The sequence below is a fragment of the Streptomyces sp. NPDC059895 genome, assembly GCF_042731035.1.
In the GTDB taxonomy this organism is placed as follows: domain Bacteria; phylum Actinomycetota; class Actinomycetes; order Streptomycetales; family Streptomycetaceae; genus Streptomyces.
On sequence record NZ_JBHWKO010000008.1, the window covers coordinates 273,722 to 299,020 of the forward strand.

Consider the following 25,299-nt stretch of genomic DNA (forward strand, 5'->3'; position numbering starts at 1 on the left):
GTCGGTGGCGGCATCGGGCATGCTGGAAGGCCGGGGATTGTTGTCATCCGGTGAATCCCGACCGGCGCTGTCAGTGGCTCCCCCTAGTCTGAGGAAGACGGGGGCCCCGCCCCTGTCACTTCTCTCAAGAAAGGTGCGGACCGGCGTGGCCGACCGTCTCATCGTCCGTGGCGCGCGCGAGCACAACCTCAAGAATGTCTCGCTCGACCTGCCGCGCGACTCGCTCATCGTCTTCACGGGCCTGTCGGGGTCGGGCAAGTCCTCGCTCGCCTTCGACACGATCTTCGCCGAGGGCCAGCGGCGCTACGTGGAGTCGCTCTCCTCGTACGCCCGCCAGTTCCTCGGCCAGATGGACAAGCCGGACGTCGACTTCATCGAAGGCCTCTCCCCGGCCGTCTCCATCGACCAGAAGTCGACCTCGCGCAACCCGCGCTCCACGGTCGGCACCATCACCGAGGTCTACGACTACCTGCGTCTGCTCTTCGCGCGCATCGGCAAGCCGCACTGCCCCGAGTGCGGCCGCCCGATCTCGCGCCAGTCGCCGCAGGCCATCGTCGACAAGGTCCTGGAACTGCCGGAGGGCAGCCGCTTCCAGGTGCTGTCGCCCCTCGTGCGCGAGCGCAAGGGCGAGTTCGTGGACCTGTTCGCCGATCTGCAGACCAAGGGCTACTCCCGCGCGCGCGTGGACGGCGAGACGGTCCAGCTCTCCCACCCGCCCACGCTGAAGAAGCAGGAGAAGCACACCATCGAGGTGGTCGTCGACCGCCTCACGGTCAAGGAGTCCGCCAAGCGCCGGCTCACCGACTCCGTGGAGACCGCCCTCGGGCTGTCCGGCGGCATGGTCGTGCTCGACTTCGTCGACCTCCCCGAGGGCGACCCCGAGCGTGAGCGCATGTACTCGGAGCACCTCTACTGCCCGTACGACGACCTGTCCTTCGAGGAACTGGAGCCCCGCTCCTTCTCCTTCAACTCGCCCTTCGGCGCCTGTCCCGAGTGCACCGGCATCGGGACGCGCATGGAGGTCGACCCCGAGCTGATCGTCCCCGACGAGGACAAGTCCCTCGACGAAGGGGCCATCCACCCCTGGTCGCACGGCCACACCAAGGACTACTTCGGCCGCCTCATCGGCGCCCTCGCGGACGCGCTGGGCTTCCGGACGGACATCCCCTTCGCGGGCCTGCCCCAGCGCGCCAGGAAGGCGCTCCTGTACGGCCACAAGACCCAGATCGAGGTCCGCTACCGCAACCGGTACGGCCGCGAGCGCGTGTACACGACACCCTTCGAGGGCGCCGTCCCCTTCGTCAAGCGCCGGCACAGCGAGGCCGAGAGCGACGCCAGCCGCGAGCGCTTCGAGGGCTACATGCGCGAGGTGCCCTGCCCCACCTGCGAAGGCACCCGCCTGAAGCCGATCGTCCTAGCGGTCACGATCATGGAGAAGTCCATCGCCGAGGTCTCCGCGATGTCCATCAGCGACTGCGCCGAGTTCCTGGGCGAGCTGAAGCTCAACGCCCGCGACAAGAAGATCGCCGAGCGTGTGCTCAAGGAGGTCAACGAGCGGCTGCGGTTCCTGGTCGACGTCGGCCTCGACTACCTCTCGCTCAACCGCGCGGCCGGCACGCTCTCCGGCGGCGAGGCCCAGCGCATCCGCCTGGCCACGCAGATCGGCTCCGGCCTCGTGGGTGTCCTGTACGTCCTCGACGAGCCGTCCATCGGCCTGCACCAGCGCGACAACCACCGGCTGATCGAGACCCTCGTGCGGCTGCGCGACATGGGCAACACGCTCATCGTCGTCGAGCACGACGAGGACACCATCAAGATCGCCGACTGGGTCGTCGACATCGGCCCCGGGGCCGGCGAGCACGGCGGCAAGGTCGTCCACAGCGGCTCCTACAAGGAGCTGCTCGCGAACGCCGAGTCGCAGACCGGTCAGTACCTGTCCGGCAAGAAGGCCATCCCGCTGCCCGACGTACGGCGCCCGCGCGATCCGTCCCGGCAGCTCACGGTCCACGGAGCCCGGGAGAACAACCTCCAGGACATCGACGTCTCCTTCCCCCTGGGTGTGTTCACCGCGGTCACCGGCGTGTCCGGCTCCGGCAAGTCGACGCTGGTCAACGACATCCTGTACACCCACCTGGCCCGCGAACTGAATGGCGCGAGGAACGTGCCGGGACGGCACACGCGTGTGGACGGCGACGACCTCGTCGACAAGGTCGTCCACGTCGACCAGTCGCCCATCGGCCGCACCCCCCGGTCGAACCCCGCCACGTACACCGGAGTCTTCGACCACATCCGCAAGCTGTTCGCCGAGACGACCGAGGCGAAGGTCCGCGGCTACCTGCCCGGCCGCTTCTCCTTCAACGTCAAGGGCGGCCGCTGCGAGAACTGCTCGGGCGACGGCACGATCAAGATCGAGATGAACTTCCTGCCGGACGTCTACGTCCCGTGCGAGGTCTGCCACGGCGCCCGCTACAACCGGGAGACCCTGGACGTCCACTACAAGGGCAGGTCCATCGCCGACGTCCTGAACATGCCGATCGAGGAGGCCACGGAGTTCTTCGAGGCCGTTCCCGCGATCGCCCGGCACCTCAACACCCTCAAGGACGTCGGCCTCGGCTACGTCCGGCTCGGCCAGTCCGCGACCACCCTGTCCGGCGGTGAGGCGCAGCGCGTGAAGCTCGCCAGCGAGCTGCAGCGGCGTTCCACCGGCCGCACGGTCTACGTCCTGGACGAGCCGACCACGGGTCTGCACTTCGAGGACATCAGCAAGCTCCTCAAGGTCCTCGCCGGCCTGGTCGACAAGGGCAACACGGTCATCGTCATCGAGCACAACCTCGATGTGATCAAGACCGCCGACTGGGTCGTGGACATGGGCCCCGAGGGCGGTGCCGGCGGTGGCCTGGTCGTCGCCGAGGGCACACCGGAGGAGATCGCCGGGGTCCCGGCCAGCCATACCGGCAAGTTCCTGCGGGAGATCCTCGGAGCCGACCGCATCAGCGACGCGGCGCCGGTGAAGCCGACGCGCGGGACCGCGGCCAAGAAGACGGTCGCGGCGAGGTCGACGGCGCGGAAGACGGCGTCCGCCACGACGTCCGTCAACAACGCGGCGACGAAGAAGGCGGCCTCGGCCACCAAGAAGGCGACGCCGGCGAAGAAGACGGCGCGGGCCCGCAAGGCCTGACCGAGCCGTGCCCGACCTCCGGCCGAGCACAAGCAGCCGACCATAGCCGACAGAACATGGCAGCTTCTGAACAGTCCTGAAAACAACGGATGTTCCGGAAAGGACACGGCGCCCCGCGGGAACTCCCCGCGGGGCGCCGTCCGTTCCACCATCAGCCACCCTGGCCCTGCGTCCGAGGACCGCGGGGCCGGCCGCACCTTGACAACACCACCGAGGAAACAGAACCAGAAGTCCGGTCAGGGGCGGTCGCGCCCAGGGAGCGGCTGATGCACACCGGCCGTCCGGGATCCCCGGCCGGTGGACGCAGGCCGCTCCGCCACCCGCTACGGCTCGCCGACTTCGGCTGCGTACGGCGGCTCGGCGCCCGCCCGGGAGCAGGTGACCGCCGCGGCGCGGGCCGCGAACCGCAGCAGCCGCTCCCAGCCCTCGCGGCCCAGACGCGCGAGCGCCGCCGGAGACAGCGCGTCGCGCGCCGACAGACCGTGCAGAAGAGCCGCGTTCACGGTGTCGCCGGCGCCGATGGTGTCCACCACGTCGACCTCCTCGCCCGGCACCGGATACACCGCGCCGTCCCGGGTGAAGGCGGTCAGCCCGTCGCCGCCGTGCGTGATCACGACGGCCGCCGGGCCGGCGGACAGCCACTCGCGAGGGGTGCCGCCCAGCCAACGGGCGTCCTCCTCCGACAGCTTCAGCAGGGACACCGAGGGAAGCCAGCTCTTGAAACGCGCCCGGTAGGCGTCGGCGTCCGGAATCAGCCCCGGCCGGATGTTCGGGTCCAGCGCGGTGAACAGGCCCTGCGCCGCGGCGGTCCGCATCAGCTCCTCGTAGGCGCTCGCGCCCGGTTCCAGGACGAGCGAGCAGGTACCGAAGGACACCGCCCGCGTCCCGGCGGGCAGTGTGACCGGGGCGGTGAACAGCCGGTCGGCGGTGCCCTCGACGTAGAAGGAGTAGGCGGCCGAGCCGCTCCCGTCGATCGTGGCGACGGCGAGGGTGGTCGGTTCCGGACCGCGCGTCATCGCCGACACGTCCACGCCTGCCTCCCGGAGTCCGGCCAGCAACGCCTCGCCGAAGGCGTCGGAGGAGGCACGGGAGCAGAAGGCCGTCGGGGAACCGAGCCGGCCGAGGGCCACGGCCGTGTTGTAGGGGCCGCCACCGAGGGCGGGCCGCAGCGGGGCGAGGGCGCCCGTTCCTTGCGGTACCAGGTCGATCAGGGACTCACCTGCGACGACGATCACGGGGCGGTTCCTTTCTCGGACGGCTCGGACGGCCGGTCCGTGTCGCAGCCGCACGACGTGCGGTGCACGAAGGTGCAGGGGAGCCGCACGGTCCGGGCGGACCTGTCGGGTGCGGCGATTCGTTCGAGCAGGACGCGGACGGCCTGGACGCCCATGTCCTTGCTGGGCTGGGCGATTGCGGTCAGCCGGGGTGAGAACAGATCCGCCCAGGCGAAGTCGTCGAAGCAGCACAGCGCGAGGTCGTCGGGCACGGTCAGACCCCGGGCGCGCAGTTCGCGCAGGGCACCGAGGGTCATCGCGTTGTTGCCGGTGACCAGGGCGGTCGGCGGGGTGGCCAGGGACAGCAGGGCGGCGGTGGCGCGTTCGGCACCGGCCGACGCGGAGTCACCGTGCACCAGGAGGCGCTCGTCGCAGGGCAGGCCTGCGGCCGCCAGAGCGCGCCGGTAGCCGGTGATCCGTTCGGCGGTGGTGCTGAGGCCGGGCAGGCCGGCGATGAACGCGATGCGCCGGTGGCCGAGTCCGGCGAGATGGGTGACCAGCCGGGCCGTGGGTTCGGTGTTCTCGGCGCAGACCTGGTCGAAGCGGGGTGTGCCGTCGGCCGGGGCGTCGGTGATCCGGTCGAGGAGGACCGTGGGCACCCTGTGGCGGGTGAGGTAGGCCAGGAGCCCGTCCGGGGCCGCCGACGGCGCGACGATCATGCCGTCCACGCGCCGCTCGTGCAGGAGCTGGACGACCTTCCGCTCGTGCGCCGGGTCGTCGTGCGGATCGGCGATCAGCAGGCTGTACCCCTGCTCCAGGGCCGCGGCCTCCACCCCTTGGAGGAGCTCGGTGAAGTACGGGTTGCTGATCGCCGACACCGCGAGCCCGATGGAGCGGGTGCGGGAGGTCACCAGGGAGCGGGCCAGGAAGTTGGGCGTGTAGCCGAGTTCCTCCACGGCGTCGAGGACCGCCCGGCGGGTGTGGGGGAGGACCGGGCGGGTCTCGTTCAGCACATGGGAGACGGTCGCCACGGAGACCCCCGCGTGCCGTGCCACGTCGGCCATGGTGGCCAATGACTCCCCCTCCGTCGCCTGCGGCGGTGCCGTTTCTGGCGGGAAGGTATCCCATCCGGAGAGCCGCGTAAACGCTTGCGCAAGCGTTTACCCCCCACGCAACCCCTTGCGATCCCACACAACCCGCCGTCTGCTCGCACCACCCCCGGCGATATCGTGCGCGTGTTCCGAGGCGCCCACGCCCCCGCGCCCGGCCGCTGCGTGCGTGACGTCCGGGCCGGTACCGAAGGCGCTGCCGCTCGGAGCCCACCGCCCTGCCACCTCCGACCAGTGGAGCCCCGATGCCCGGCCGACCCTCCGCGAGCCGCCGTACCGTCCTGCGAGGAGCGGCCCTCGCGCCCGCCGCCAGGCTCACGCCGGCTCTGGCTCTCGCGCCCGCCGCGGGGCTCGGTCTGGCCGCCTGCGCGCCGACCGGCGAAGCCGCGGCACCGCCCACGCCCACCGCTGCGGTGGAGCTAGGCGCGGACAGCGAGGTGGCGCCGGGGAGCGCGAAGCTGTACCGCGACCACAACGTGGTGGTCAGCCGGTCAGGGAACGGACAACTGAAGGCGTACAGCTCGGTCTGCACACACGCGGGGTGCCCCATCAACAGACTCGACCGGACGACCCTGATCTGTCCCTGCCACGGCAGCGAGTTCGACGCGACGACCGGCGAGGTGCTGCGGGAACCGGCGACCGTACCGCTGAACGCGCTGCCCGTCACGGCCGAGAACGGCAGAATCGTCGCCGGGCCGGGTGCCTGAGGCCCGCGGGCGCCCCCTCCCGGACGGCCCGCCCGTTCACTCCCAGTCCCACCCGATGCCGACGATGCCCGACCGCACGCGCGGCTCGACGAGGTGCACGGAGCGGTGCCGTCGGCTGAGCGCCAGTTCCTGACGGCCGCCGCGCGGTGCCGCCGCCGAGGGACGGGTGAAGCGGTGGCAGCGTGCGGGCATCGCGTTCTCGTCGAACCGGATCTGCAACGCGTACTGGCCGCCCGGCGTGTCGAAGCCGCGGACGTACTCCCGGGAGGCACCGGCGGTGCCGTCCTCGACGCCGTAGCGGAAGAGGAAGGTGTCGCCGGCCCGTAGGTGGGTGTCGAAGAGGAGCTCGGTGACGAGGATGCCGGTGTCGCGGTGCTGCCGGACGCGGCCGGGGCGGCAGTTCTCCAGGGCGTGCAGCGTCATGCGGGCCGGGTCGCACCCGGGGTCGCCGTGGTGGACGGCCATGAAGCGGTCGACGCCGTCGCGGTGGGCGCGGACGATGTGCTGGGACTCACGGCCCCGCAGTTCCCGGCGCGCGCCGATGCGGACGCGCTCGTGGTGGCCGAGGGTGACCAGCCCGCCGCCCGGAGGGCACTCCAGTTCGACGAGCAGTTCCGCGAGGGTGTCCGAGGCCTCCAGGAGCGAGCGGTACGAGCGACCCGCCGGCTGCCCGGCGACCGTGTCCCCGTGGGCCTTCGTGAGCAGCCTGATCAGGGACTCCTGAGGCAGACGCAGGATCTCCTCCAGGGCCCGGACCGCCCTCATCGACTCGGGGCGCTGCGGGCGCCGGGCGCCCTGCTGCCAATAGCTCAGACTGGTGATCCCGACTCTCACGCCGTGCCGTGACAGGTGGTGCTGGACACGCTGCAGGGGCAGCCCCCGAGCGGCGATCGCGGCGCGCAGGGCGACGTGGAAGGGGCCGTCGCGCAGCGCCGCGTCCAGGTCCGCGACGGCGTCGGTGCCGGAGTCCGCGTGGTGTGGGGCGTATGGCATGCACAGGCCTCTCTGTGAATGCTCACGAAGGCTGGACGCACCGTTCGTGTCGGTGGCCGGGCCTCCCGCGACACGGGGGCGCCTTCACATCCGTAGGGCGCGGTTCACCGCCCCGAGTTCCCCCGCATTGAAGCGTGTTGCCCAGGCCCCGACAACACCTGACGCCCGAACGCGGTCCGCCGGTGGCCGAGTCGGTGCCCCGGTCCACGCCCCGGAGACCGCCGGGCCCTCACCGGGGCCCCGGGCTGATGTGCGCATTCCTCGCCGTGGGGGAGCCCCGAGGCTCCGACACCGTTCCGACACCGCTTCGGGACCGTGGCGGCCGGTGGCGGGTGTCACGGTGCCCGGTGCCGACCCGCGTGCCACTCGGCCTCGCCCGGCCTCGCCCGGCGCGGCTGCCTCCGCCGGGCAGCCACCCGAGCGGTCCGTGGTCGCAGGCCCCGCTTCCCCGCTTCCTCGCCACTCGCCCACGCACCCACCATCCGTGCTCGCGTTCCCGCAGCCGCCACCCGTGCTCCCGCACCCGCACCCATCGACCCCTACTCCCGCGCCCACCACCCGTGCTCCCGCTCCCGCACCGGCAGCGTCACACCCCCTCGGCCGTCCACGGCTCCGCCAACCGAGCGCACCCCGGCCCCTGACGCTCCCGCGGTTGTCCACAGCCCCGCCGGGCTGTCACTCCGCGCCAGTAGGGTGTGAGACATGGCCGACCCCTCCAGCTACCGCCCCAAGCCGGGACAGATCCCGGACTCTCCCGGGGTCTACAGGTTCCGCGACGAGCACCGCCGGGTGATCTACGTCGGGAAGGCGAAGAGCCTGCGCCAGCGCCTGGCGAACTACTTCCAGGACCTGGCGGGCCTCCACCCGCGCACCCGCACGATGGTCACCACGGCCGCGTCCGTGGAGTGGACCGTCGTGTCCACGGAGGTCGAGGCGCTTCAGCTGGAGTACTCCTGGATCAAGGAGTACGACCCCCGGTTCAACGTCAAGTACCGCGACGACAAGAGCTACCCGTACCTCGCGGTGACGATGAACGAGGAGTTCCCCCGTGTGCAGGTGATGCGCGGCCACAAGAAGAAGGGCGTCAGGTACTTCGGGCCGTACGCGCACGCGTGGGCGATCCGTGACACCGTCGACCTCCTCCTGCGGGTCTTCCCGGTGCGTACCTGCTCCGCCGGTGTCTTCAAGAACGCGGCCCGCACCGGCCGCCCGTGCCTGCTCGGCTACATCAGCAAGTGCTCCGCACCGTGCGTCGGCCGGATCCCCGCGGAGGAGCACCGCGATCTCGCCGAGGACTTCTGCGACTTCATGACAGGCCGCACCGGCACCTATCTCCGCCGTCTGGAGAGGCAGATGATGGAGGCGGCCGAGGAGATGGAGTACGAGCGGGCCGCCCGCCTGCGCGACGACATCGAGGCACTGAAGAAGGCCATGGAGAAGAACGCGGTGGTGCTCGCCGACGCCACCGACGCCGACCTCGTCGCGGTCGCCGAGGACGAGCTGGAGGCGGCCGTCCAGATCTTCCACGTCCGCGGCGGACGCGTGCGCGGCCAGCGCGGCTGGGTGACCGACAAGGTCGAGGAGATCACCACCGGCGCCCTCGTCGAACACGCCCTTCAGCAGCTCTACGGCGAGGAGACCGGGGACGCCGTCCCCAAGGAGGTCCTGGTGCCGGCCCTGCCCGACCCCGTGGAGCCCGTCCAGGAGTGGCTCACCGCGCGCCGCGGCTCCAACGTCTCCCTGCGCATCCCGCAGCGCGGCGACAAGCGGGCCCTCATGGAGACCGTCGAGCGCAACGCCCAGCAGGCGCTCGTCCTGCACAAGACCAAGCGCGCCTCCGACCTGACCACGCGCTCGCGCGCTCTGGAGGAGATCGCCGACGCCCTCGACCTCGACAGCGCCCCCCTGCGCATCGAGTGCTACGACGTCTCGCACCTCCAGGGCGACGACGTGGTGGCGTCCATGGTGGTCTTCGAGGACGGTCTGGCCCGCAAGAGCGAGTACCGACGCTTCCAGATCAAGGGCTTCGAGGGCCAGGACGACGTCCGTTCCCTGCACGAAGTGATCACCCGCCGCTTCCGGCGCTACCTCGTGGAGAAGGAGCGGACGGGGGAGTGGACCGACGGCGAGTCCGGCGTCGACGGAGCCCTGCCCGACGCCCCCGGCCACACCCTCACCGAGGACGACGGCCGGCCCAAGCGCTTCGCCTACCCCCCGCAGCTCGTCGTCGTCGACGGCGGACGCCCCCAGGTCGCGGCGGCCCGGCGGGCCCTGGACGACCTCGGGATCGACGACATAGCCGTCTGCGGCCTCGCCAAGCGACTGGAGGAGGTCTGGCTGCCGGAGGACGACGATCCCGTCGTCCTGCCCCGCACCAGCGAGGGCCTCTACCTCCTCCAGCGCGTCCGCGACGAGGCCCACCGCTTCGCGATCACCTACCAGCGCGCCAAGCGCGCCAAGCGGTTCCGCGCCGGCCCCCTGGACGATGTCCCGGGGCTCGGCGAGACGCGCAGACAGGCACTGATCAAGCACTTCGGCTCGGTGAAGAAGCTGCGTTCCGCGACGCTCGACCAGATCTGTGAGGTACCGGGCATAGGGCGCAGAACGGCCGAGACGATCGTCGCGGCCCTCACCCGGGCGGTCCCGGCCGCACCCGCCGTGAACACGGCGACTGGAGAAATCATGGACGAGGAGGAGCCCGGTACGACGGCGGGCTCCCCCGGGGAACCCGCCACCACGGGCGCCCCGAACGAACGACGGGGGCAGGAGACATGACCGAGTACGACGCACAGCCCACAGCCGACCCAGGTCGCACGCCCGCGGCGCACCAGGACCAGCCGCCCGCGGCAAACCAAGATCAGAAGCTCACAGCATCCTCCCAGCCGTCGCCCAGGCGGACCGGCGAGGATGCCACCCGGCGCGACGCCGCCGAGCCCGAGACGGGCCACGGCGGCGACGAGCAGACCGCAGGCCACGAAGACGAAGCGCAGGTGAGTACGGACGTGACACCACCCGGTATCCCGGAGGCGGCCATCCCCGAGCTGGTGATCATCTCCGGAATGTCCGGGGCGGGCCGCTCGACGGCCGCCAAGTGTCTGGAGGACCTCGGCTGGTTCGTCGTCGACAACCTCCCGCCCGCGCTGATCCCCACCATGGTGGAGCTCGGCGCCCGCTCCCAGGGCAACGTGGCGCGCATCGCGGTCGTCGTCGACGTCCGCGGCCGGCGCTTCTTCGACAACCTCCGTGAGTCCCTCGCCGACCTGGATGCGCGGAACGTCACCCGGCGGATCGTCTTCCTGGAGTCCTCCGACGAAGCCCTGGTGCGCCGCTTCGAGTCCGTGCGCCGTCCGCACCCCCTCCAGGGCGACGGCCGTATCGTCGACGGCATCGTCGCCGAGCGCGAGCTGCTGCGCGAACTGCGCGGCGACGCCGACCTGGTGATCGACACCTCCAGCCTCAACGTGCACGAACTGCGCGCCAAGATGGACGCCCGGTTCGCCGGCGAGGAGGAGCCCGAGCTGCGGGCCACGGTCATGTCCTTCGGCTTCAAGTACGGCCTCCCCGTCGACGCCGACCTCGTCGTGGACATGCGGTTCCTGCCCAACCCGCACTGGGTCCCGGAGCTGCGCCCCTACACCGGCCTGAACGAGGAGGTGGCGACGTACGTCCTCAACCAGCCCGGGGCCAAGGAGTTCCTCGACCGGTACGCGGAGCTCCTCCAGATGATCGCCGCGGGCTACCGCCGGGAGGGCAAGCGGTACGTGACCATCGCAGTCGGCTGTACCGGCGGCAAGCACCGCTCGGTCGCGATGTCGGAGAAGCTCGCCGCGCGGCTCGCGGCCGAGGGCGTGGAGACGGTGGTCGTACACCGGGACATGGGACGGGAATGACAGGACGTACACCGCGGCTGGGCCGGCTGCGCAGGGCGGTGCCCGATGGGCGTGTGAGCCGGCCGGTCGTGGCCCGGGGCGGCAAACCGCGCCGCCGCGGCACCCAGCCGAAGGTCGTCGCCCTCGGGGGCGGCATGGGCCTGTCGGCCTCGCTCGCCGCGCTGCGCCGGATCACCGGTGACCTCACCGGCGTCGTCACGGTCGCCGACGACGGCGGCTCCAGCGGGCGTCTGCGCGACGAGCTGGGCGTGCTGCCGCCCGGCGACCTGCGCAAGGCACTGGCCGCACTGTGCGGCGACGACGACTGGGGCCAGACCTGGGCCCGGGTCATCCAGCACCGTTTCCAGTCGCAGGGCGAGATCAACGGCCACGCGGTCGGCAATCTGCTGATCGTCGCGCTGTGGGAGCAGCTAGGCGACCACGTCCAGGCCCTGGACCTGGTCGGCAAGCTGCTCGGCGCGCAGGGGCGTGTGCTGCCCATGTCCGCCGTACCGCTGGAGTTGCAGGCCCTGGTCAAGGGGCACGATCCCGCGCGTCCCGAGAGCGTCGACACCGTGCGGGGGCAGGCGACCGTCGCGCTGACGACCGGCGAGGTGCAGTCGGTGCACCTCGTGCCGCCCGACCCGCCGGCCGTCCCGGAGGCGGTGGCGGCCGTCCTGGACGCGGACTGGGTGGTCCTGGGGCCCGGCTCGTGGTTCTCCTCGGTGATGCCGCACCTGCTGGTGCCCGAACTGCTGGACGCCCTCACGGAGACGAAGGCACGCCGGGTACTCTCCCTGAACCTGGCGCCGCAGCCGGGAGAAACCGAGGGCTTCTCCCCGCAGCGTCATTTGGAGGTTTTGGGACGACACGCCCCTAAACTCGCCCTGGACGTGGTGCTGGCCGACGAGGCTGCCGTGCCCGACCGCGACTCCCTGACCGACGCCGCCAAGCGGTTCGGGGCCGCGGTCGAGCTGGCGCCGGTGGCCCGGCCCGACGGGACTCCGCGGCATGATCCGGAGCTGCTGGCCGCCGCGTACGACCGTATTTTTCGGATGCATGGAAGGATCGGCCCATGGCGATGACGGCAGCGGTGAAGGACGAGATCTCCCGGCTCCCCGTCACCCGGACCTGCTGCAGAAAGGCGGAGGTCTCCGCCGTCCTGCGGTTCGCCGGCGGCCTTCACCTGGTGAGCGGGCGCATCGTGATCGAGGCGGAGCTGGACACCGCGATGGCGGCCCGCCGGCTCAAGCGGGACATCCTGGAGATCTTCGGGCACAGCTCCGAGCTGATCGTGATGGCGCCCGGCGGGCTGCGCCGCGGTTCGCGCTACGTCGTGCGCGTGGTCGCGGGCGGTGACCAACTGGCCCGCCAGACCGGTCTGGTGGACGGCAGGGGCCGGCCGATCCGGGGTCTGCCCCCGCAGGTGGTCTCGGGCGCGACCTGTGACGCGGAGGCTGCCTGGCGCGGTGCCTTCCTGGCGCACGGCTCGCTCACCGAGCCGGGCCGTTCCTCTTCCCTGGAGGTGACCTGCCCCGGCCCGGAGGCGGCGCTGGCTCTCGTGGGCGCCGCCCGCCGGCTGTCCATCGCCGCGAAGGCCCGTGAGGTGCGCGGCGTCGACCGGGTCGTGGTCCGCGACGGCGACGCCATCGGCGCCCTGCTCACCCGCCTGGGCGCGCACGAGTCGGTACTGGCCTGGGAGGAGCGCCGGATGCGCCGCGAGGTGCGCGCCACGGCGAACCGTCTCGCCAACTTCGACGACGCCAACCTGCGCCGTTCCGCCCGGGCCGCCGTCGCCGCCGGAGCCCGCGTGCAGCGGGCCCTGGAGATCCTCGGTGACGAGGTGCCCGAGCACCTCGCGGCGGCCGGCCGGCTGCGCATGGAGCACAAGCAGGCCTCCCTGGAGGAACTGGGCGCGCTCGCCGACCCCCCGCTGACCAAGGACGCGGTCGCAGGCCGGATCCGCCGGCTGCTCGCGATGGCCGACAAGCGGGCCTCCGACCTCGGCATCCCGGGCACCGAGGCCAACCTCAGCGAGGAGCTCGCCGACAACCTGGTGGGCTGAGCGGGCGGAACCGGCGTTCCGCCCCCCGGTCGCCGCCCCCTCCGGCCCCGGCGCGCCCCCGCCCGGGTCACCGAACCTCGGCCGCGGCGCCGCGCCCGCCCCGGTCGCCGAACCTCGGCCGCGGCGCGCCCCCGCCCCGGTCGCCGCTCCCCGCCCGCGGCGCGCCCCCGCCGCGGTGGCCGAACCCCCCGGCCGGAGCTCGCCCCCGCACCGGTCACCCCCCCGGTCGCGGCTCGCCCCCGCCCCGGCCCCCCTGCCGAGGCGCGCCCCCGCCCGGTCGCAGCCCCCCGGGCCACGGCGCGGCGCCGGGCCGACCGCCGCCCGCTCCCGGACGCCGACCTCTCCCGGCTCAAGGCCCGGCGCGGATCGGCCACGCCGAGACGTGCCCGGGGCACCTCGAGGTGATGCTCTCCCGCATCACCGACCACTGCTCCGGCGGCCGCGGAGCCCTGTCCGGCCACGTCCAGCCACGCCTCGGTCGTCCCGGACGACACCGTGCCACCCGGCTTCGGTCCGGAGTGCACGGCCGAGCGCACGGCCGAGCACACGGCCGCATCCTCCCAGCGCACAGCGCTCATCGGAACCGCGGTCGCCTCACGTGAGGAGGTGTCACGCTGAGGTCAACACCGCCCGGCCCGTCGTGACCGAAACGAGTGACAAACGAGCGGGCAGGGTCTCAGACTCGGGCGGTCCGTACCTCTACTGGCGGGTACGGGCCCTCCTGCCGTGTATGGGACAAGTCGATGTCACTCCGGAGGCTGCGGAGAGGTAGGGTCGGTGGTGGTCGGGGACATCCCAAATACAGCTCGCCGGCACCGCATGGCCGGCGTACCAACGAGGAGATCGGTTCGTGACGATCCGCGTAGGCATCAACGGCTTTGGCCGCATCGGTCGTAACTACTTCCGCGCGCTGCTGGAGCAGGGTGCTGACATCGAGATCGTGGCTGTCAACGACCTGGGTGACACCGCGACCACCGCTCACCTGCTCAAGTACGACACCATCCTGGGCCGCCTCAAGGCCGAGGTGTCGCACACCGCCGACACGATCACCGTCGACGGCCACACCATCAAGGTCCTCTCCGAGCGCAACCCCGCGGACATTCCGTGGGGCGAGCTGGGCGTGGACATCGTCATCGAGTCCACCGGCATCTTCACCAAGAAGGCCGATGCCGAGAAGCACCTCGCGGGCGGCGCCAAGAAGGTCCTCATCTCGGCTCCGGCCAAGGACGAGGACATCACCATCGTGATGGGCGTCAACGAGGACAAGTACGACGCGGCCAACCACCACGTCATCTCGAACGCCTCCTGCACCACCAACTGTGTGGCGCCGATGGCCAAGGTCCTCGACGAGAACTTCGGCATCGTCAAGGGTCTGATGACCACGGTCCACGCGTACACGAACGACCAGCGCATCCTGGACTTCCCGCACTCCGACCTGCGTCGCGCCCGCGCCGCCGCGGAGAACATCATCCCGACCACGACGGGTGCCGCCAAGGCGACCGCCCTGGTCCTGCCGCAGCTCAAGGGCAAGCTCGACGGCATCGCGATGCGCGTCCCGGTCCCCACCGGTTCGGCCACCGACCTGGTGGTGGAGCTGGAGCGCGAGGTCACCAAGGACGAGGTCAACGCCGCGTTCAAGAAGGCCTCCGAGGGTGAGCTGCAGGGCTACCTGTCCTACACGGAGGACCCGATCGTCTCCTCCGACATCGTCAGCGACCCGGCCTCCTGCACCTTCGACTCCTCCCTGACCATGGTCCAGGAGGGCAAGTCGGTGAAGATCCTCGGCTGGTACGACAACGAGTGGGGCTACTCCAACCGCCTCGTCGACCTCACGGTCTTCGTCGGCGGCCAGCTCTGACCCTCGGAGCAGGCACCTCCATGTGATGGCAGGGCTCGGGCGGCGCACGGACGCGCCGCCCGGGCCCTGACGCACGTACGGAAGAGCCCTCTCTACGATCACGGAGTACCACCAGCCCTCCCGGGAGCAGCTTTCATGAAGACGATCGACGAACTCCTCTCCGAAGGTGTGGCCGGCCGGCGGGTCTTCGTCCGCGCCGACCTGAACGTGCCGCTCGACGGCACCACCATCACCGACGACGGCCGCATCCGCGCCGTGCTGCCGACCGTCAAGGCCCTCGCGGACGCGGGCGCCAAGGTGGTCGTCGCCTCACACCTGGGCCGCCCCAAGGGCGCCCCGGACCCGGCCTTCTCCCTCGCCCCCGCGGCCGCCCGCCTCGGTGAACTCCTCGGCTCCGCCGTGGCGTTCGCGACCGACACGGTCGGCGAGTCCGCCCGCTCCACCGTCGCCGGCCTCACCGACGGCCAGGTCGCCGTCATCGAGAACCTGCGCTTCAACCCGGGCGAGACGGCCAAGGACGACGCCGAGCGCGGCGCGTTCGCCGACCAGCTCGCCGAACTCGCCGACGTCTACGTCGGCGACGGCTTCGGCGCGGTGCACCGGGGGCACGCCTCCGTCTACGACCTGCCCGCCCGCCTGCCGCACGCCGCCGGCTTCCTCATCGCCACCGAGGTCGGCGTCCTGAAGAAGCTCACCGCGGAGGTGCAGCGCCCCTACGTCGTCGCCCTCGGCGGCGCCAAGGTCTCCGACAAGCTCGCCGTCATCGACCAGCTGCTCGGCAAGGCCGACCGGATCCTCATCGGCGGCGGCATGGCCTACACCTTCCTCAAGGCCAAGGGCCACGAGGTCGGCATCTCCCTCCTGCAGGAGGACCAGGTCCCGGTCGTCACCGAGTACATCGAGCGCGCGGAGAAGACCGGCGTCGAGCTGGTCCTGCCCGTCGACGTGCTGGTCGCCCCGGAGTTCCCGGACCTGAAGACGAAGGCCCCGGCCAACCCCACCGTCGTCGCCGCGGACGCCATCCCCGCCGACCAGGAGGGCCTGGACATCGGCCCCGAGACCCGCAAGCTGTACGCCTCGAAGCTCGCCGACGCGGCCACCGTTTTCTGGAACGGCCCGATGGGCGTCTTCGAGCACCCCGATTACGCCGAGGGCACCAAGGCGGTCGCCCAGGCCCTCATCGACTCCCCGGCTTTCACGGTCGTCGGCGGCGGCGACTCCGCCGCGGCCGTCCGCCTCCTGGGCTTCGACGAGACCGCATTCGGCCACATCTCGACCGGCGGCGGCGCCTCCCTCGAATACCTCGAGGGCAAGACGCTCCCCGGCCTCGCCGCACTGGAGGACTGACCCAGATGAGCACGCGCACGCCGCTGATGGCGGGCAACTGGAAGATGAACCTCAACCACCTGGAGGCCATCGCCCACACCCAGAAGCTCGCCTTCGCCCTGGCCGACAAGGACTACGAGGCCGTCGAGGTCGCCGTCCTGCCGCCCTTCACCGATCTGCGCTCCGTGCAGACCCTGGTCGACGGCGACAAGCTGAAGATCAAGTACGGCGCCCAGGACATCTCCGCGCACGACTCCGGTGCCTACACCGGAGAGGTGTCCGGCTCGATGCTGGCCAAGCTGAAGTGCACGTACGTGGCGATCGGCCACTCCGAGCGCCGCCAGTACCACGCCGAGACCGACGAGCTGGTCAACGCCAAGGTCAAGGCCGCCTACAAGCACGACCTCACCCCGATCCTGTGCGTCGGCGAGGAGCTGGAGGTCCGCGAGGCGGGCGACCACGTCTCCCACACCCTCGCCCAGGTCGAGGGCGGTCTGAAGGACCTCCCGGCCGAGCAGGCCGAGACGATCGTGATCGCCTACGAGCCCGTGTGGGCCATCGGCACCGGCAAGGTCTGCGGCGCCCAGGACGCCCAGGAAGTCTGCGCCGCCATCCGCGGCAAGCTGGCTGAGCTGTACTCCCAGGACGTGGCCGACAAGGTCCGCATCCAGTACGGCGGCTCTGTGAAGGCCGGCAACGTCGCCGAGATCATGGCCCAGGCCGACATCGACGGCGCCCTGGTCGGCGGTGCCTCGCTGGACGCCGACGAGTTCGTCAAGATCGTGCGCTTCCGCGACCAGTGATGCCTGCTGTGAGTATGCGGTAGACGCGATCCGTCGTACCCTTGCGGGGGCGCGGTGCCGTCGCCGCGCCCCCGTCGTCATCCGAATCCGAGGAAGTTGGTCCAGCCGTGGTTTTGGGGTTCTCGATCGCCCTGATCGTCTTCAGCCTGCTGCTGATGCTGCTGGTGCTGATGCACAAGGGGAAGGGCGGCGGCCTCTCCGACATGTTCGGTGGCGGCATGCAGTCCTCCGTCGGCGGCTCCTCGGTCGCCGAGCGCAACCTCGACCGCATCACCCTGGTCATCGGTCTGCTCTGGTTCGCGTGCATCGTCGTCCTCGGCATCCTGATGAAGACGAACAGCTGATCGACGACGCAGACAGACGCACATTCCGTACGTAACGCCCCATGTTCGGTACGCGCAGCTGAGCGCGGCCTATCATGGGGCTTGCGTCTAGGTGTGGGGGCTGTAACTCCAATCACTGGACGCGCGTTGGGCCTTACGTAGACTGAGGCGCTCGCGGCGAAGCGAAACGCCGACTCGCTTCGCGGCACCATCACGCAGGGAGTTACGACCGTGGCAAGTGGCAACGCGATCCGAGGAAGCCGGGTCGGGGCGGGGCCGATGGGCGAGGCCGAGCGCGGCGAGTCCGCGCCGCGTCTGCGCATCTCCTTCTGGTGCTCCAACGGGCACGAGACGCAGCCCAGCTTCGCCAGCGACGCGCAGGTGCCCGATACCTGGGACTGCCCGCGCTGCGGCTTCCCGGCCGGCCAGGACCGGGACAACCCGCCGGACCCGCCGCGCACCGAGCCCTACAAGACGCACCTCGCCTATGTGCGGGAGCGGCGCAGCGACGCGGACGGTGAGGCGATCCTCGCCGAGGCGCTCGCCAAACTGCGGGGCGAGATCTAGGAGTTGATGACCGGCCAGGTGCCCACGGGGCGCCTGGCCGCGGTCGTGTCACCGCCGCCGCCCGTGACGGCCTGTCATGGTCCGCCATGTTCGCGCGTCGTTCGGCTGTCGCGTGCCGTGATGTCCTGCCGTCCTGGTGGCGGCCGCACTGGTCGCCTCGCCGCGGACCGTCCCGCCCGCGCCGGAGCCGAGAGCGGCGGGCGGCCCCGTCCGTGCCGTGTTCCTGGCGGGCGCCGTGCAGAGCGGAGCCCTCGTCGTCCTGGCCTCGCCGCGCTGATACCCGCGCGCCGCCCGGACGTACCTGTTGTTGCACCGCAGGACGATGTCACAACAGGTCACCCCGCGCGCTGATCAACTAGGTTGGGACCGGCAGCGGGGCAGGTACGCAGCAGGACAGGTGTAGGAAAGAAGGCTGAAGTCCGACATGAACGCAGACGTCCGTTCCAGGCTCCATCAGACGCCCGAGTGGACCGCACTGGCCAAGCACCGACAGGAACTCGGCGAGGTGCGGCTGCGCGAGCTGTTCGACGCCGACCCCGGGCGCGGCAGCGGGTACACCCTGCAGGTCGGTGACCTGCACATCGACTACTCCAAGCACCTCGTCACCGACGAGACGCTGCGGCTGCTGCGCGAGCTGGCCGCCGCCACCGGTGTGTTCGGGCTGCGGGACGCCATGTTCCGCGGTGAGCGGATCAACATCACCGAGCGGCGGGCCGTGCTGCACACCGCGTTGCGGGCCCCGCGGGACGCGGTGATCGAGGTCGACGGCGAGAACGTCGTGCCCGCGGTGCACGCCGTCCTGGACAAGATGGCGGACTTCGCCGACCGGGTCCGCTCCGGTGCCTGGACCGGGCACACCGGCCGGCGCATCCGCAACGTGGTCAACATCGGCATCGGCGGTTCCGACCTGGGCCCGGCGATGGCCTACGAGGTGCTGCGCGCCTACACCGACCGCTCGCTCACCTTCCGGTTCGTCTCCAACGTGGACGGCGCCGACCTGCACGAGGCCGTCCACGACCTGGACCCGGCCGAGACGCTGTTCATCGTCGCGTCCAAGACGTTCACCACCATCGAGACCATCACCAACGCCACCTCGGCCCGCACCTGGCTGCTGGACGGGCTCGGCGACGGGGGCACCTCCCGCTCGAGCGAAGCCGAGAGTGGGGGAGAGAAGGCGGTCGCGAAGCACTTCGTGGCGCTGTCGACGAACGCGGAGAAGGTCACCGGCTTCGGCATCGACCCGGACAACATGTTCGAGTTCTGGGACTGGGTCGGCGGCCGCTACTCCTACGACTCGGCGATCGGCCTCTCCCTGATGATCGCGATCGGCCCGGAGCGGTTCCGGGAGATGCTGGACGGCTTCCACACCGTCGACGAGCACTTCCGCACCGCGCCCGCCGAGGCCAACGCCCCGCTGCTGCTGGGTCTGCTGGGCGTCTGGTACGGCAACTTCCACGACGCCCAGGCGCACGCGGTCCTGCCGTACTCGCACTACCTGTCGAAGTTCACCGCCTACCTCCAGCAGCTGGACATGGAGTCCAACGGCAAGTCGGTGGACCGCGACGGCCTTCCCGTGGAGTGGCAGACCGGCCCCGTCGTGTGGGGCACGCCGGGCACCAACGGGCAGCACGCCTACTACCAGTTGATCCACCAGGGCACCAAGCTGATCCCGGCCGACTTCATCGGCTTCGCCCGCCCCGTGGACGAGCTGAGCGACGGGCTCAAGGCGCAGCACGACCTGCTGATGGCCAACTTCTTCGCCCAGACCCAGGCCCTCGCCTTCGGCAAGACCCCCGAGGAGGTGCGCGCCGAGGGCGTGCCCGAGGAACTGGTCGCCCACAAGACCTTCCGCGGCGGCCACCCCACCACCACCATCCTCGCCACCGAGCTGACCCCCTCGGTGCTCGGCCAGCTCGTCGCGCTCTACGAGCACAAGGTGTTCGTGCAGGGCGCCGTCTGGAACATCGACTCCTTCGACCAGTGGGGAGTGGAGCTCGGCAAGGTCCTCGCCAAGCGCATCGAGCCCGCCCTCAGCGAGGGCGCGGACGTGCCCGGCCTGGACGCCTCGACGAAGGCCCTGGTCGCCACGTACCGGGAGCTGCGCGGCCGTAGCTGAGCGGGACTCACGCCACTCCCCGGAGGTCGACTCCCCGGAGGTCATGAACGCGATCGTCACAACGGACGGAACCCGTACGGCGGTTGACCGTACGGGTTCCGGGGGAGGGGCGGGCTCCGTCAGGGGGACGCCGGCGGATACAGCGCCTTCGGGAGCTGGGAGGCCGCCGCCGAGTCCAGCAGCCACAGGGTGCGGGACCGGCCGCGGGCGCCCGCCGCCGGGGCCTGGATCTCGCCCGCGCCGGACAGGGCGATGGCGACCGCCTGCGCCTTGTCCTCGCCGGCCGCGAGCAGCCACACCTCACGGGCCGCCCGGATCGCCGGGAGGGTGAGGGTGACGCGGGTCGGCGGGGGCTTCGGCGCGCCGCGTACGCCGACCACCGTGCGCTCGGTCTCCCGTACGGCCGGCAGCTCAGGGAAGAGCGAGGCCACATGGGTGTCCGGGCCGACGCCCAGCATCAGGACGTCGAAGGTGGGGACGGCGCCGTGGTTCTCCGGGCCGGCCGCACGGGCCAGTTCGTCGGCGTAGGCGGCCGCGGCCGCCTCCACGTCGGCGCCGTGGGGACCGTCGGACGCGGGCATGGCGTGCACGCGCTTGGGGTCCACCGGCACGGAGTCCAGCAGCGCCTCGCGGGCCTGCGTGACATTGCGTTCCGGGTCGCCCTCCGGCAGGAAGCGCTCGTCGCCCCACCACAGGTCGAGCCGGGCCCAGTCGACGGCGTCCCGGGCGGGAGCGGACGCCAGCGCGGCCAGCAGGCCGTTGCCGTTGCGGCCACCGGTGAGGACCACGGACGCGTGGCCCCGGGAGGCCTGCGCGTCCACGATCTTCGTGATCAGGCGGGCCGCGGCGGCCTGTGCCATCAGTTCCTTGTCATGGTGCACGACGAGCTGCGGAACACTCACTTCGCCGCCGCCTTCTTCGTCGGCACCTTGCGGGCGGTCTTCTTGGCCGCCTGCTTGGCGGGCGCCTTCGCGGCCTCCTCGACGGGAGTCCCGACGGCGACGGCCTCACCCGGCGCCACCGCTTCCCCACCCGAGGCGGCGGACTCCCCACCCGAGGCGGCGGACTGCTCACCCGAGGCGGCGGACTCCTCGCCGGAAGCGGCCGGTTCCCCGCCGGAGGCGGCGGGCTCGCCTGCCGATGCCGTCGGCTTTTGGGCCGCGGCGTCCGGCGCGGACGGTCCCGCGTTCAGCCGCTCCACCCCGAACCGCAGCGTGGAGGCGTACGTGTCGTCCGGGTCGAGCCGGCGCAGCTCCTCCGCGATCAGCTCGGCCGTGTCCCGGCGCTTGAGCGCCACCGCACGGTCGGGCTGGCCCTCGATGGAGAGCGTGGCCAGCGAGCCGTCGGCCCGGTCCAGCGCGATCGCGCCGCAGTCGGTGGCCATGCGCACCGCCGTGAGACCCGGCCCGCCGGACAGCGAGCGCTGGACGGGGACGCCCAGCCGGTCGCCGAGCCACATCGCGAGCAGCTCGCAGCTCGGGTTGAACTCCTCGCCCTCCACCTCGACCGCCTCCACCGTGCAGGTGACCTGGTCCAGGGCCGCGGCCAGCATCGAGCGCCAGGGCGTGATGCGGGTCCACGACAGGTCGGTGTCGCCCGGGGTGTAGCGCTCGGCGCGGGCCACCAGGTCCCGTACCGGCTGCTCGGCGGCGTAGGTGTCGGTGACACGGCGCTGGGCCAGTGCGCCGAGGGGGTCCTGGGCCGGGTCGAGGGGCGCGTTCACCGGCCACCAGACGACGACGGGCGCGTCGGGCAGCAGCAGCGGCAGCACCACCGACTGCGCGTGGTCGGCCACCTCGCCGTACAGCCGCAGCACGACCGTCTCGCCGGTGCCCGCGTCGGCACCCACCCGCACCTCGGCGTCGAGCCGGGACTTCGTGCGGTCGCGGGGCGAGCGGGAGACCCGCTTGATGACCACCAGCGTGCGCGAGGGGTGCTCGCGCGACGCGTCGTTGGCGGCCTTGAGGGCGTCGTAGGCGTTCTCCTCGTCCGTGACGATGACCAGCGTGAGCACCATGCCCACGGCCGGTGTGCCGATCGCCCGGCGGCCCTTCACCAGCGCCTTGTTGATCTTGCTGGCCGTGGTGTCCGTGAGGTCTGTCTTCATGGCCGGCGCCAGCTCCGTCCGTCTCGTTCGAGCATCTCGTCCGCCTCGACGGGTCCCCAGGTACCGGCCTGGTACTGGGCCGGTGTGCCGTTGGCGTCCCAGTACTCCTCGATCGGGTCGAGGATCTTCCAGGACAGCTCGACCTCCTCGGTGCGCGGGAAGAGGTTCGAGTCGCCGAGGAGCACGTCCAGGATCAGCCGCTCGTACGCCTCGGGCGAGGACTCGGTGAACGACTCGCCGTAGGCGAAGTCCATCGACACGTCCCGGATCTCCATGGAGGTGCCCGGCACCTTGCTGCCGAAGCGGACGGTGACGCCCTCGTCGGGCTGGACGCGGATGACGATCGCGTTCGACCCGAGCTCCTCGGTGGCCGTGGTGTCGAAGGGGGAGTGCGGCGCCCGCTGGAAGACCACCGCGATCTCGGTGACCCGGCGGCCCAGGCGCTTGCCGGTGCGCAGGTAGAACGGGACGCCCGCCCAGCGGCGGTTGTCGATGTCCAGCTTGATCGCGGCGTAGGTGTCGGTCTTCGACTTCGCGTCGATGCCCTCCTCCTGGAGGTAGCCGATGACCTTCTCGCCGCCCTGCCAGCCGGCCGCGTACTGGCCGCGCACGGTGTCCTCACCGAGGTCCCTGGGCAGCTTCACCGCGCCGAGCACCTTGGTCTTCTCCGCGGCCAGGGCGTCCGCGTCGAAGGAGGCGGGCTCCTCCATCGCGGTGAGCGCCATCAGCTGGAGCAGGTGGTTCTGGATGACGTCACGGGCGGCGCCGATGCCGTCGTAGTACCCGGCCCGGCCGCCGATGCCGATGTCCTCGGCCATGGTGATCTGCACGTGGTCCACGAAGGACCGGTTCCAGATCGGTTCGAACATCGTGTTGGCGAAGCGCAGCGCCAGGATGTTCTGGACGGTCTCCTTGCCCAGGTAGTGGTCGATGCGGAAGACCTGGTCCGGGGCGAAGACCTCGTGCACGATCGCGTTGAGCTCCTCGGCCGACGCCAGGTCGTGGCCGAACGGCTTCTCGATGACCGCGCGCCGCCAGGAGCCGTCCTTCTGGTCGGCGAGGCCGTGCTTCTTCAGCTGCTGGATGACCACCGGGAAGGACCGCGGCGGCACGGACAGGTAGAAGGCGAAGTTGCCGCCCGTGCCCTGCGCCTTGTCGAGCTCCTCGATGGTGGCGCGCAGCCGCTCGAACGCGTCGTCGTCGTCGAACGTGCCCTGCACGAAGCGCATGCCCTGGATGAGCTGCTGCCAGACCTCCTCGCGGAAGGGCGTGCGGGCGTGCGCCTTGACGGCGTCGTGGACCTCGGCCGCGAAGTCCTCGTGCTCCCACTCGCGGCGGGCGAAGCCCACCAGGGAGAAGCCCGGCGGCAGCAGACCCCGGTTGGCCAGGTCGTACACGGCCGGCATCAGCTTCTTGCGGGAGAGATCCCCCGTGACGCCGAAGATGACCAGGCCCGACGGCCCCGCGATGCGCGGGAGCCGTCGGTCCGCGGGGTCACGGAGCGGGTTCGCCCCGGAACCGGAATGAGGGGACAAGTCCTCAGCCCTCCGAAGGGGCGAGGCGCTCCAGCTCCGCCTCGGTCGACTTGAGCAGGTCGTTCCAGGACGCCTCGAACTTGTCGACGCCCTCGTCCTCGAGCAGCCGCACGACCTCGTCGTAGGAGATGCCGAGCTTCTCCACCGCGTCGAGGTCGGCTCGCGCCTGCTCGTAGGTGCCGGCGATGGTGTTGCCGGTGATCTCGCCGTGGTCCTCGGTGGCGGACAGCGTCGCCTCCGGCATGGTGTTCACCGTGTTCGGCGCCACCAGCTCGTCGACGTACAGCGTGTCCTTGTACGCCGGGTCCTTCACACCGGTGGAGGCCCACAGCGGACGCTGCTTGTTGGCGCCCGCCTGCTCCAGCGCGCTCCAGCGGTCGGAGGAGAAGACCTCCTCGTAGGCCTGGTAGGCCAGCCGCGCGTTGGCCACGCCGGCCTTGCCGCGGGCGGCCTTGGCCTCGTCGGTGCCGAGCGCGTCGAGCCGCTTGTCGATCTCGGTGTCCACGCGGGACACGAAGAAGGACGCCACGGAGTGGATCTTCGACAGGTCCAGGCCGCGCTCCTTGGCCCTCTCCAGGCCGGCCAGGTAGGCGTCCATGACCTGGCGGTAGCGCTCCAGGGAGAAGATCAGCGTGACGTTGACGCTGATGCCGAGGCCGATGACCTCGGTGATGGCCGGCAGACCGCCCAGGGTCGCCGGGATCTTGATCAGCGTGTTCGGCCGGTCGACCAGCCAGGCCAGCTGCTTGGCCTCGGCGACGGTCGGCTGGGTGTGGTGGGCCAGGCGCGGGTCGACCTCGATCGACACCCGGCCGTCCTGGCCGCCGGTGGCGTCGAAGACCGGGCGCAGGATGTCGGCGGCGTCGCGGACGTCCGCCGTCGTGATCATGCGGATGGCCTCTTCGACGGTGACCTTGCGGGCGGCGAGGTCCGACAGCTGCTGGTCGTAGCCGTCGCCCTGGGAGATCGCCTTCTGGAAGATCGACGGGTTGGTGGTGACGCCCACGACGTGCTGCTGGTCGATCAGCTCGGCGAGGTTGCCGGACGTGATCCGCTTGCGCGACAGGTCGTCCAGCCAGATCGCGACGCCTTCCTCGGAGAGGCGCTTGAGTGCGTCTGTCATGGAATTACATCTCCTACAGGTCGTGTGTGAGCGTCAGCGCTGGGCGGCCGCGAGCGATTCCCGGGCCTGGGCGGCCACGTTCTCGGCGGTGAAGCCGTACTCGCGGAAGAGGACCTTGCCGTCGGCCGAGGCACCGAAGTGCTCCAGGGAGACGATGCGGCCGGCGTCCCCGGTGTACTTGTGCCAGGTCAGCCCGATGCCCGCCTCGACGGCGACGCGGGCCTTCACGGACGGCGGCAGCACGCTGTCCCGGTACCCCTGGTCCTGCTCCTCGAACCACTCCACGGACGGCATCGACACCACCCGCGTCGGCACCCCGTCGGCCTCGAGCCGCTCGCGGGCCTCGACGGCGACGTGCACCTCGGAGCCGGTCGCGATCAGGATCACCTCGGGGGTCCCGGTGGAC

General features: G+C 71.3%; 21 protein-coding genes. 13 read left to right on the plus strand and 8 right to left on the minus strand.

Going from position 1 to position 25,299, the window contains the following annotated elements; genetic code table 11:
- Positions 1 to 145 precede the first annotated feature (145 nt).
- Positions 146 to 3,178 (plus strand): excinuclease ABC subunit UvrA, encoded by a 3,033-nt coding sequence (gene uvrA / locus ACFV9M_RS13015; RefSeq protein ID WP_385064461.1) that lies wholly within the window; start codon positions 146 to 148, stop codon positions 3,176 to 3,178.
- A 323-nt stretch (positions 3,179 to 3,501) separates the two neighbouring features.
- Here uvrA and ACFV9M_RS13020 read toward each other — a convergent pair whose 3' ends face one another.
- Together ACFV9M_RS13020 and ACFV9M_RS13025 are read right to left on the minus strand one after the other, a co-directional pair.
- On the minus strand, positions 3,502 to 4,413 hold the full coding sequence (locus tag ACFV9M_RS13020; protein WP_385064464.1) for a carbohydrate kinase: 912 nt from the start codon (positions 4,411 to 4,413) through the stop codon (positions 3,502 to 3,504).
- Positions 4,410 to 5,465: a LacI family DNA-binding transcriptional regulator gene (locus ACFV9M_RS13025; protein WP_385064467.1), complete on the minus strand. Its 1,056-nt coding sequence runs from the start codon at positions 5,463 to 5,465 to the stop codon at positions 4,410 to 4,412. Before ACFV9M_RS13025 ends, ACFV9M_RS13020 begins: the two co-directional genes overlap by 4 nt.
- A 281-nt stretch (positions 5,466 to 5,746) precedes the next feature.
- Here ACFV9M_RS13025 and ACFV9M_RS13030 point away from each other — a divergent pair, with 281 nt between their 5' ends.
- Positions 5,747 to 6,208, plus strand: coding sequence for a Rieske (2Fe-2S) protein (locus tag ACFV9M_RS13030; protein WP_385064470.1), 462 nt, complete (start codon positions 5,747 to 5,749; stop codon positions 6,206 to 6,208).
- Between the two features lie 36 nt (positions 6,209 to 6,244).
- Here the strand turns inward: ACFV9M_RS13030 and ACFV9M_RS13035 are convergent, their stop codons facing one another.
- The gene (locus ACFV9M_RS13035) at positions 6,245 to 7,201 is read right to left on the minus strand and encodes a hypothetical protein (protein WP_385064473.1); all 957 of its coding nucleotides are present in this window, start codon (positions 7,199 to 7,201) and stop codon (positions 6,245 to 6,247) included.
- Between the two features lie 702 nt (positions 7,202 to 7,903).
- Between ACFV9M_RS13035 and uvrC the strand changes: the two genes are divergently transcribed.
- The 11 genes from uvrC (at position 7,904) to pgi (ending at position 20,128) form a co-directional block, all read left to right on the plus strand.
- Positions 7,904 to 9,976, plus strand: a complete 2,073-nt coding sequence (gene uvrC / locus ACFV9M_RS13040; protein WP_385064476.1) for an excinuclease ABC subunit UvrC — start codon at positions 7,904 to 7,906, stop codon at positions 9,974 to 9,976.
- Positions 9,973 to 11,091 carry an RNase adapter RapZ gene (gene rapZ / locus ACFV9M_RS13045; protein ID WP_385064479.1) on the plus strand — a complete coding sequence of 373 codons (1,119 nt, stop codon included), beginning with the start codon at positions 9,973 to 9,975 and terminating at the stop codon, positions 11,089 to 11,091. The genes uvrC and rapZ overlap by 4 nt, the downstream gene beginning before the upstream one ends.
- A complete protein-coding gene (gene yvcK / locus ACFV9M_RS13050) occupies positions 11,088 to 12,155 on the plus strand; it encodes a uridine diphosphate-N-acetylglucosamine-binding protein YvcK (protein WP_385064482.1) in 1,068 nt (355 codons plus the stop codon). The genes rapZ and yvcK overlap by 4 nt, the downstream gene beginning before the upstream one ends.
- Positions 12,146 to 13,135 (plus strand): DNA-binding protein WhiA, encoded by a 990-nt coding sequence (gene whiA / locus ACFV9M_RS13055; protein ID WP_385064485.1) that lies wholly within the window; start codon positions 12,146 to 12,148, stop codon positions 13,133 to 13,135. The genes yvcK and whiA overlap by 10 nt, the downstream gene beginning before the upstream one ends.
- Before the next feature lie 850 nt (positions 13,136 to 13,985).
- Positions 13,986 to 14,993 (plus strand): type I glyceraldehyde-3-phosphate dehydrogenase, encoded by a 1,008-nt coding sequence (gene gap, locus ACFV9M_RS13060; RefSeq protein ID WP_385079114.1) that lies wholly within the window; start codon positions 13,986 to 13,988, stop codon positions 14,991 to 14,993.
- Between the two features lie 135 nt (positions 14,994 to 15,128).
- Positions 15,129 to 16,340: a phosphoglycerate kinase gene (locus ACFV9M_RS13065; protein ID WP_385079112.1), complete on the plus strand. Its 1,212-nt coding sequence runs from the start codon at positions 15,129 to 15,131 to the stop codon at positions 16,338 to 16,340.
- A 5-nt stretch (positions 16,341 to 16,345) separates the two neighbouring features.
- Complete coding sequence (tpiA, locus tag ACFV9M_RS13070) at positions 16,346 to 17,122, plus strand: triose-phosphate isomerase (RefSeq protein WP_385079109.1); 777 nt, start codon at positions 16,346 to 16,348, stop codon at positions 17,120 to 17,122.
- Between the two features lie 107 nt (positions 17,123 to 17,229).
- Positions 17,230 to 17,466, plus strand: a complete 237-nt coding sequence (secG, locus tag ACFV9M_RS13075; protein ID WP_385079106.1) for a preprotein translocase subunit SecG — start codon at positions 17,230 to 17,232, stop codon at positions 17,464 to 17,466.
- 210 nt (positions 17,467 to 17,676) lie between these two features.
- The gene (locus ACFV9M_RS13080; protein WP_003957010.1) at positions 17,677 to 18,012 is read left to right on the plus strand and encodes an RNA polymerase-binding protein RbpA; all 336 of its coding nucleotides are present in this window, start codon (positions 17,677 to 17,679) and stop codon (positions 18,010 to 18,012) included.
- Between the two features lie 136 nt (positions 18,013 to 18,148).
- Positions 18,149 to 18,289 carry a hypothetical protein gene (locus tag ACFV9M_RS13085; protein WP_385079102.1) on the plus strand — a complete coding sequence of 47 codons (141 nt, stop codon included), beginning with the start codon at positions 18,149 to 18,151 and terminating at the stop codon, positions 18,287 to 18,289.
- A gap of 147 nt (positions 18,290 to 18,436) precedes the next feature.
- Positions 18,437 to 20,128 carry a glucose-6-phosphate isomerase gene (pgi, locus tag ACFV9M_RS13090; protein ID WP_385079100.1) on the plus strand — a complete coding sequence of 564 codons (1,692 nt, stop codon included), beginning with the start codon at positions 18,437 to 18,439 and terminating at the stop codon, positions 20,126 to 20,128.
- A 119-nt stretch (positions 20,129 to 20,247) separates the two neighbouring features.
- On the opposite strand, the gene pgl is transcribed toward pgi, so the two are convergent.
- From pgl to ACFV9M_RS13115, 5 genes are all read right to left on the minus strand, one after another.
- Positions 20,248 to 21,030 (minus strand): 6-phosphogluconolactonase, encoded by a 783-nt coding sequence (gene pgl / locus ACFV9M_RS13095; RefSeq protein WP_385079097.1) that lies wholly within the window; start codon positions 21,028 to 21,030, stop codon positions 20,248 to 20,250.
- Positions 21,027 to 22,235: a glucose-6-phosphate dehydrogenase assembly protein OpcA gene (gene opcA, locus ACFV9M_RS13100; RefSeq protein WP_385079094.1), complete on the minus strand. Its 1,209-nt coding sequence runs from the start codon at positions 22,233 to 22,235 to the stop codon at positions 21,027 to 21,029. Before opcA ends, pgl begins: the two co-directional genes overlap by 4 nt.
- Positions 22,232 to 23,770 carry a glucose-6-phosphate dehydrogenase gene (zwf, locus tag ACFV9M_RS13105; RefSeq protein WP_385079092.1) on the minus strand — a complete coding sequence of 513 codons (1,539 nt, stop codon included), beginning with the start codon at positions 23,768 to 23,770 and terminating at the stop codon, positions 22,232 to 22,234. Before zwf ends, opcA begins: the two co-directional genes overlap by 4 nt.
- A 4-nt stretch (positions 23,771 to 23,774) precedes the next feature.
- The gene (gene tal, locus ACFV9M_RS13110) at positions 23,775 to 24,893 is read right to left on the minus strand and encodes a transaldolase (RefSeq protein WP_385079089.1); all 1,119 of its coding nucleotides are present in this window, start codon (positions 24,891 to 24,893) and stop codon (positions 23,775 to 23,777) included.
- Between the two features lie 33 nt (positions 24,894 to 24,926).
- Positions 24,927 to 25,299: transketolase C-terminal domain-containing protein (locus tag ACFV9M_RS13115; RefSeq protein ID WP_385102411.1), on the minus strand; the 373-nt coding region annotated here is incomplete at its 5' end.

Coding starts and splice junctions, on each gene's coding strand:
- ACFV9M_RS13030 (WP_385064470.1), top strand. CDS start 5,747: ATGCCCGGCCGACCCTCCGCGAGCCGCCGTACCGTCCTGCGAGGAGCG.
- rapZ (WP_385064479.1), top strand. CDS start 9,973: ATGACCGAGTACGACGCACAGCCCACAGCCGACCCAGGTCGCACGCCC.
- yvcK (WP_385064482.1), top strand. CDS start 11,088: ATGACAGGACGTACACCGCGGCTGGGCCGGCTGCGCAGGGCGGTGCCC.
- uvrC (WP_385064476.1), top strand. CDS start 7,904: ATGGCCGACCCCTCCAGCTACCGCCCCAAGCCGGGACAGATCCCGGAC.
- ACFV9M_RS13035 (WP_385064473.1), bottom strand. CDS start 7,201: ATGCCATACGCCCCACACCACGCGGACTCCGGCACCGACGCCGTCGCG.
- tpiA (WP_385079109.1), top strand. CDS start 16,346: ATGAGCACGCGCACGCCGCTGATGGCGGGCAACTGGAAGATGAACCTC.
- whiA (WP_385064485.1), top strand. CDS start 12,146: ATGGCGATGACGGCAGCGGTGAAGGACGAGATCTCCCGGCTCCCCGTC.
- tal (WP_385079089.1), bottom strand. CDS start 24,893: ATGACAGACGCACTCAAGCGCCTCTCCGAGGAAGGCGTCGCGATCTGG.
- opcA (WP_385079094.1), bottom strand. CDS start 22,235: ATGAAGACAGACCTCACGGACACCACGGCCAGCAAGATCAACAAGGCG.
- ACFV9M_RS13065 (WP_385079112.1), top strand. CDS start 15,129: ATGAAGACGATCGACGAACTCCTCTCCGAAGGTGTGGCCGGCCGGCGG.
- pgi (WP_385079100.1), top strand. CDS start 18,437: ATGAACGCAGACGTCCGTTCCAGGCTCCATCAGACGCCCGAGTGGACC.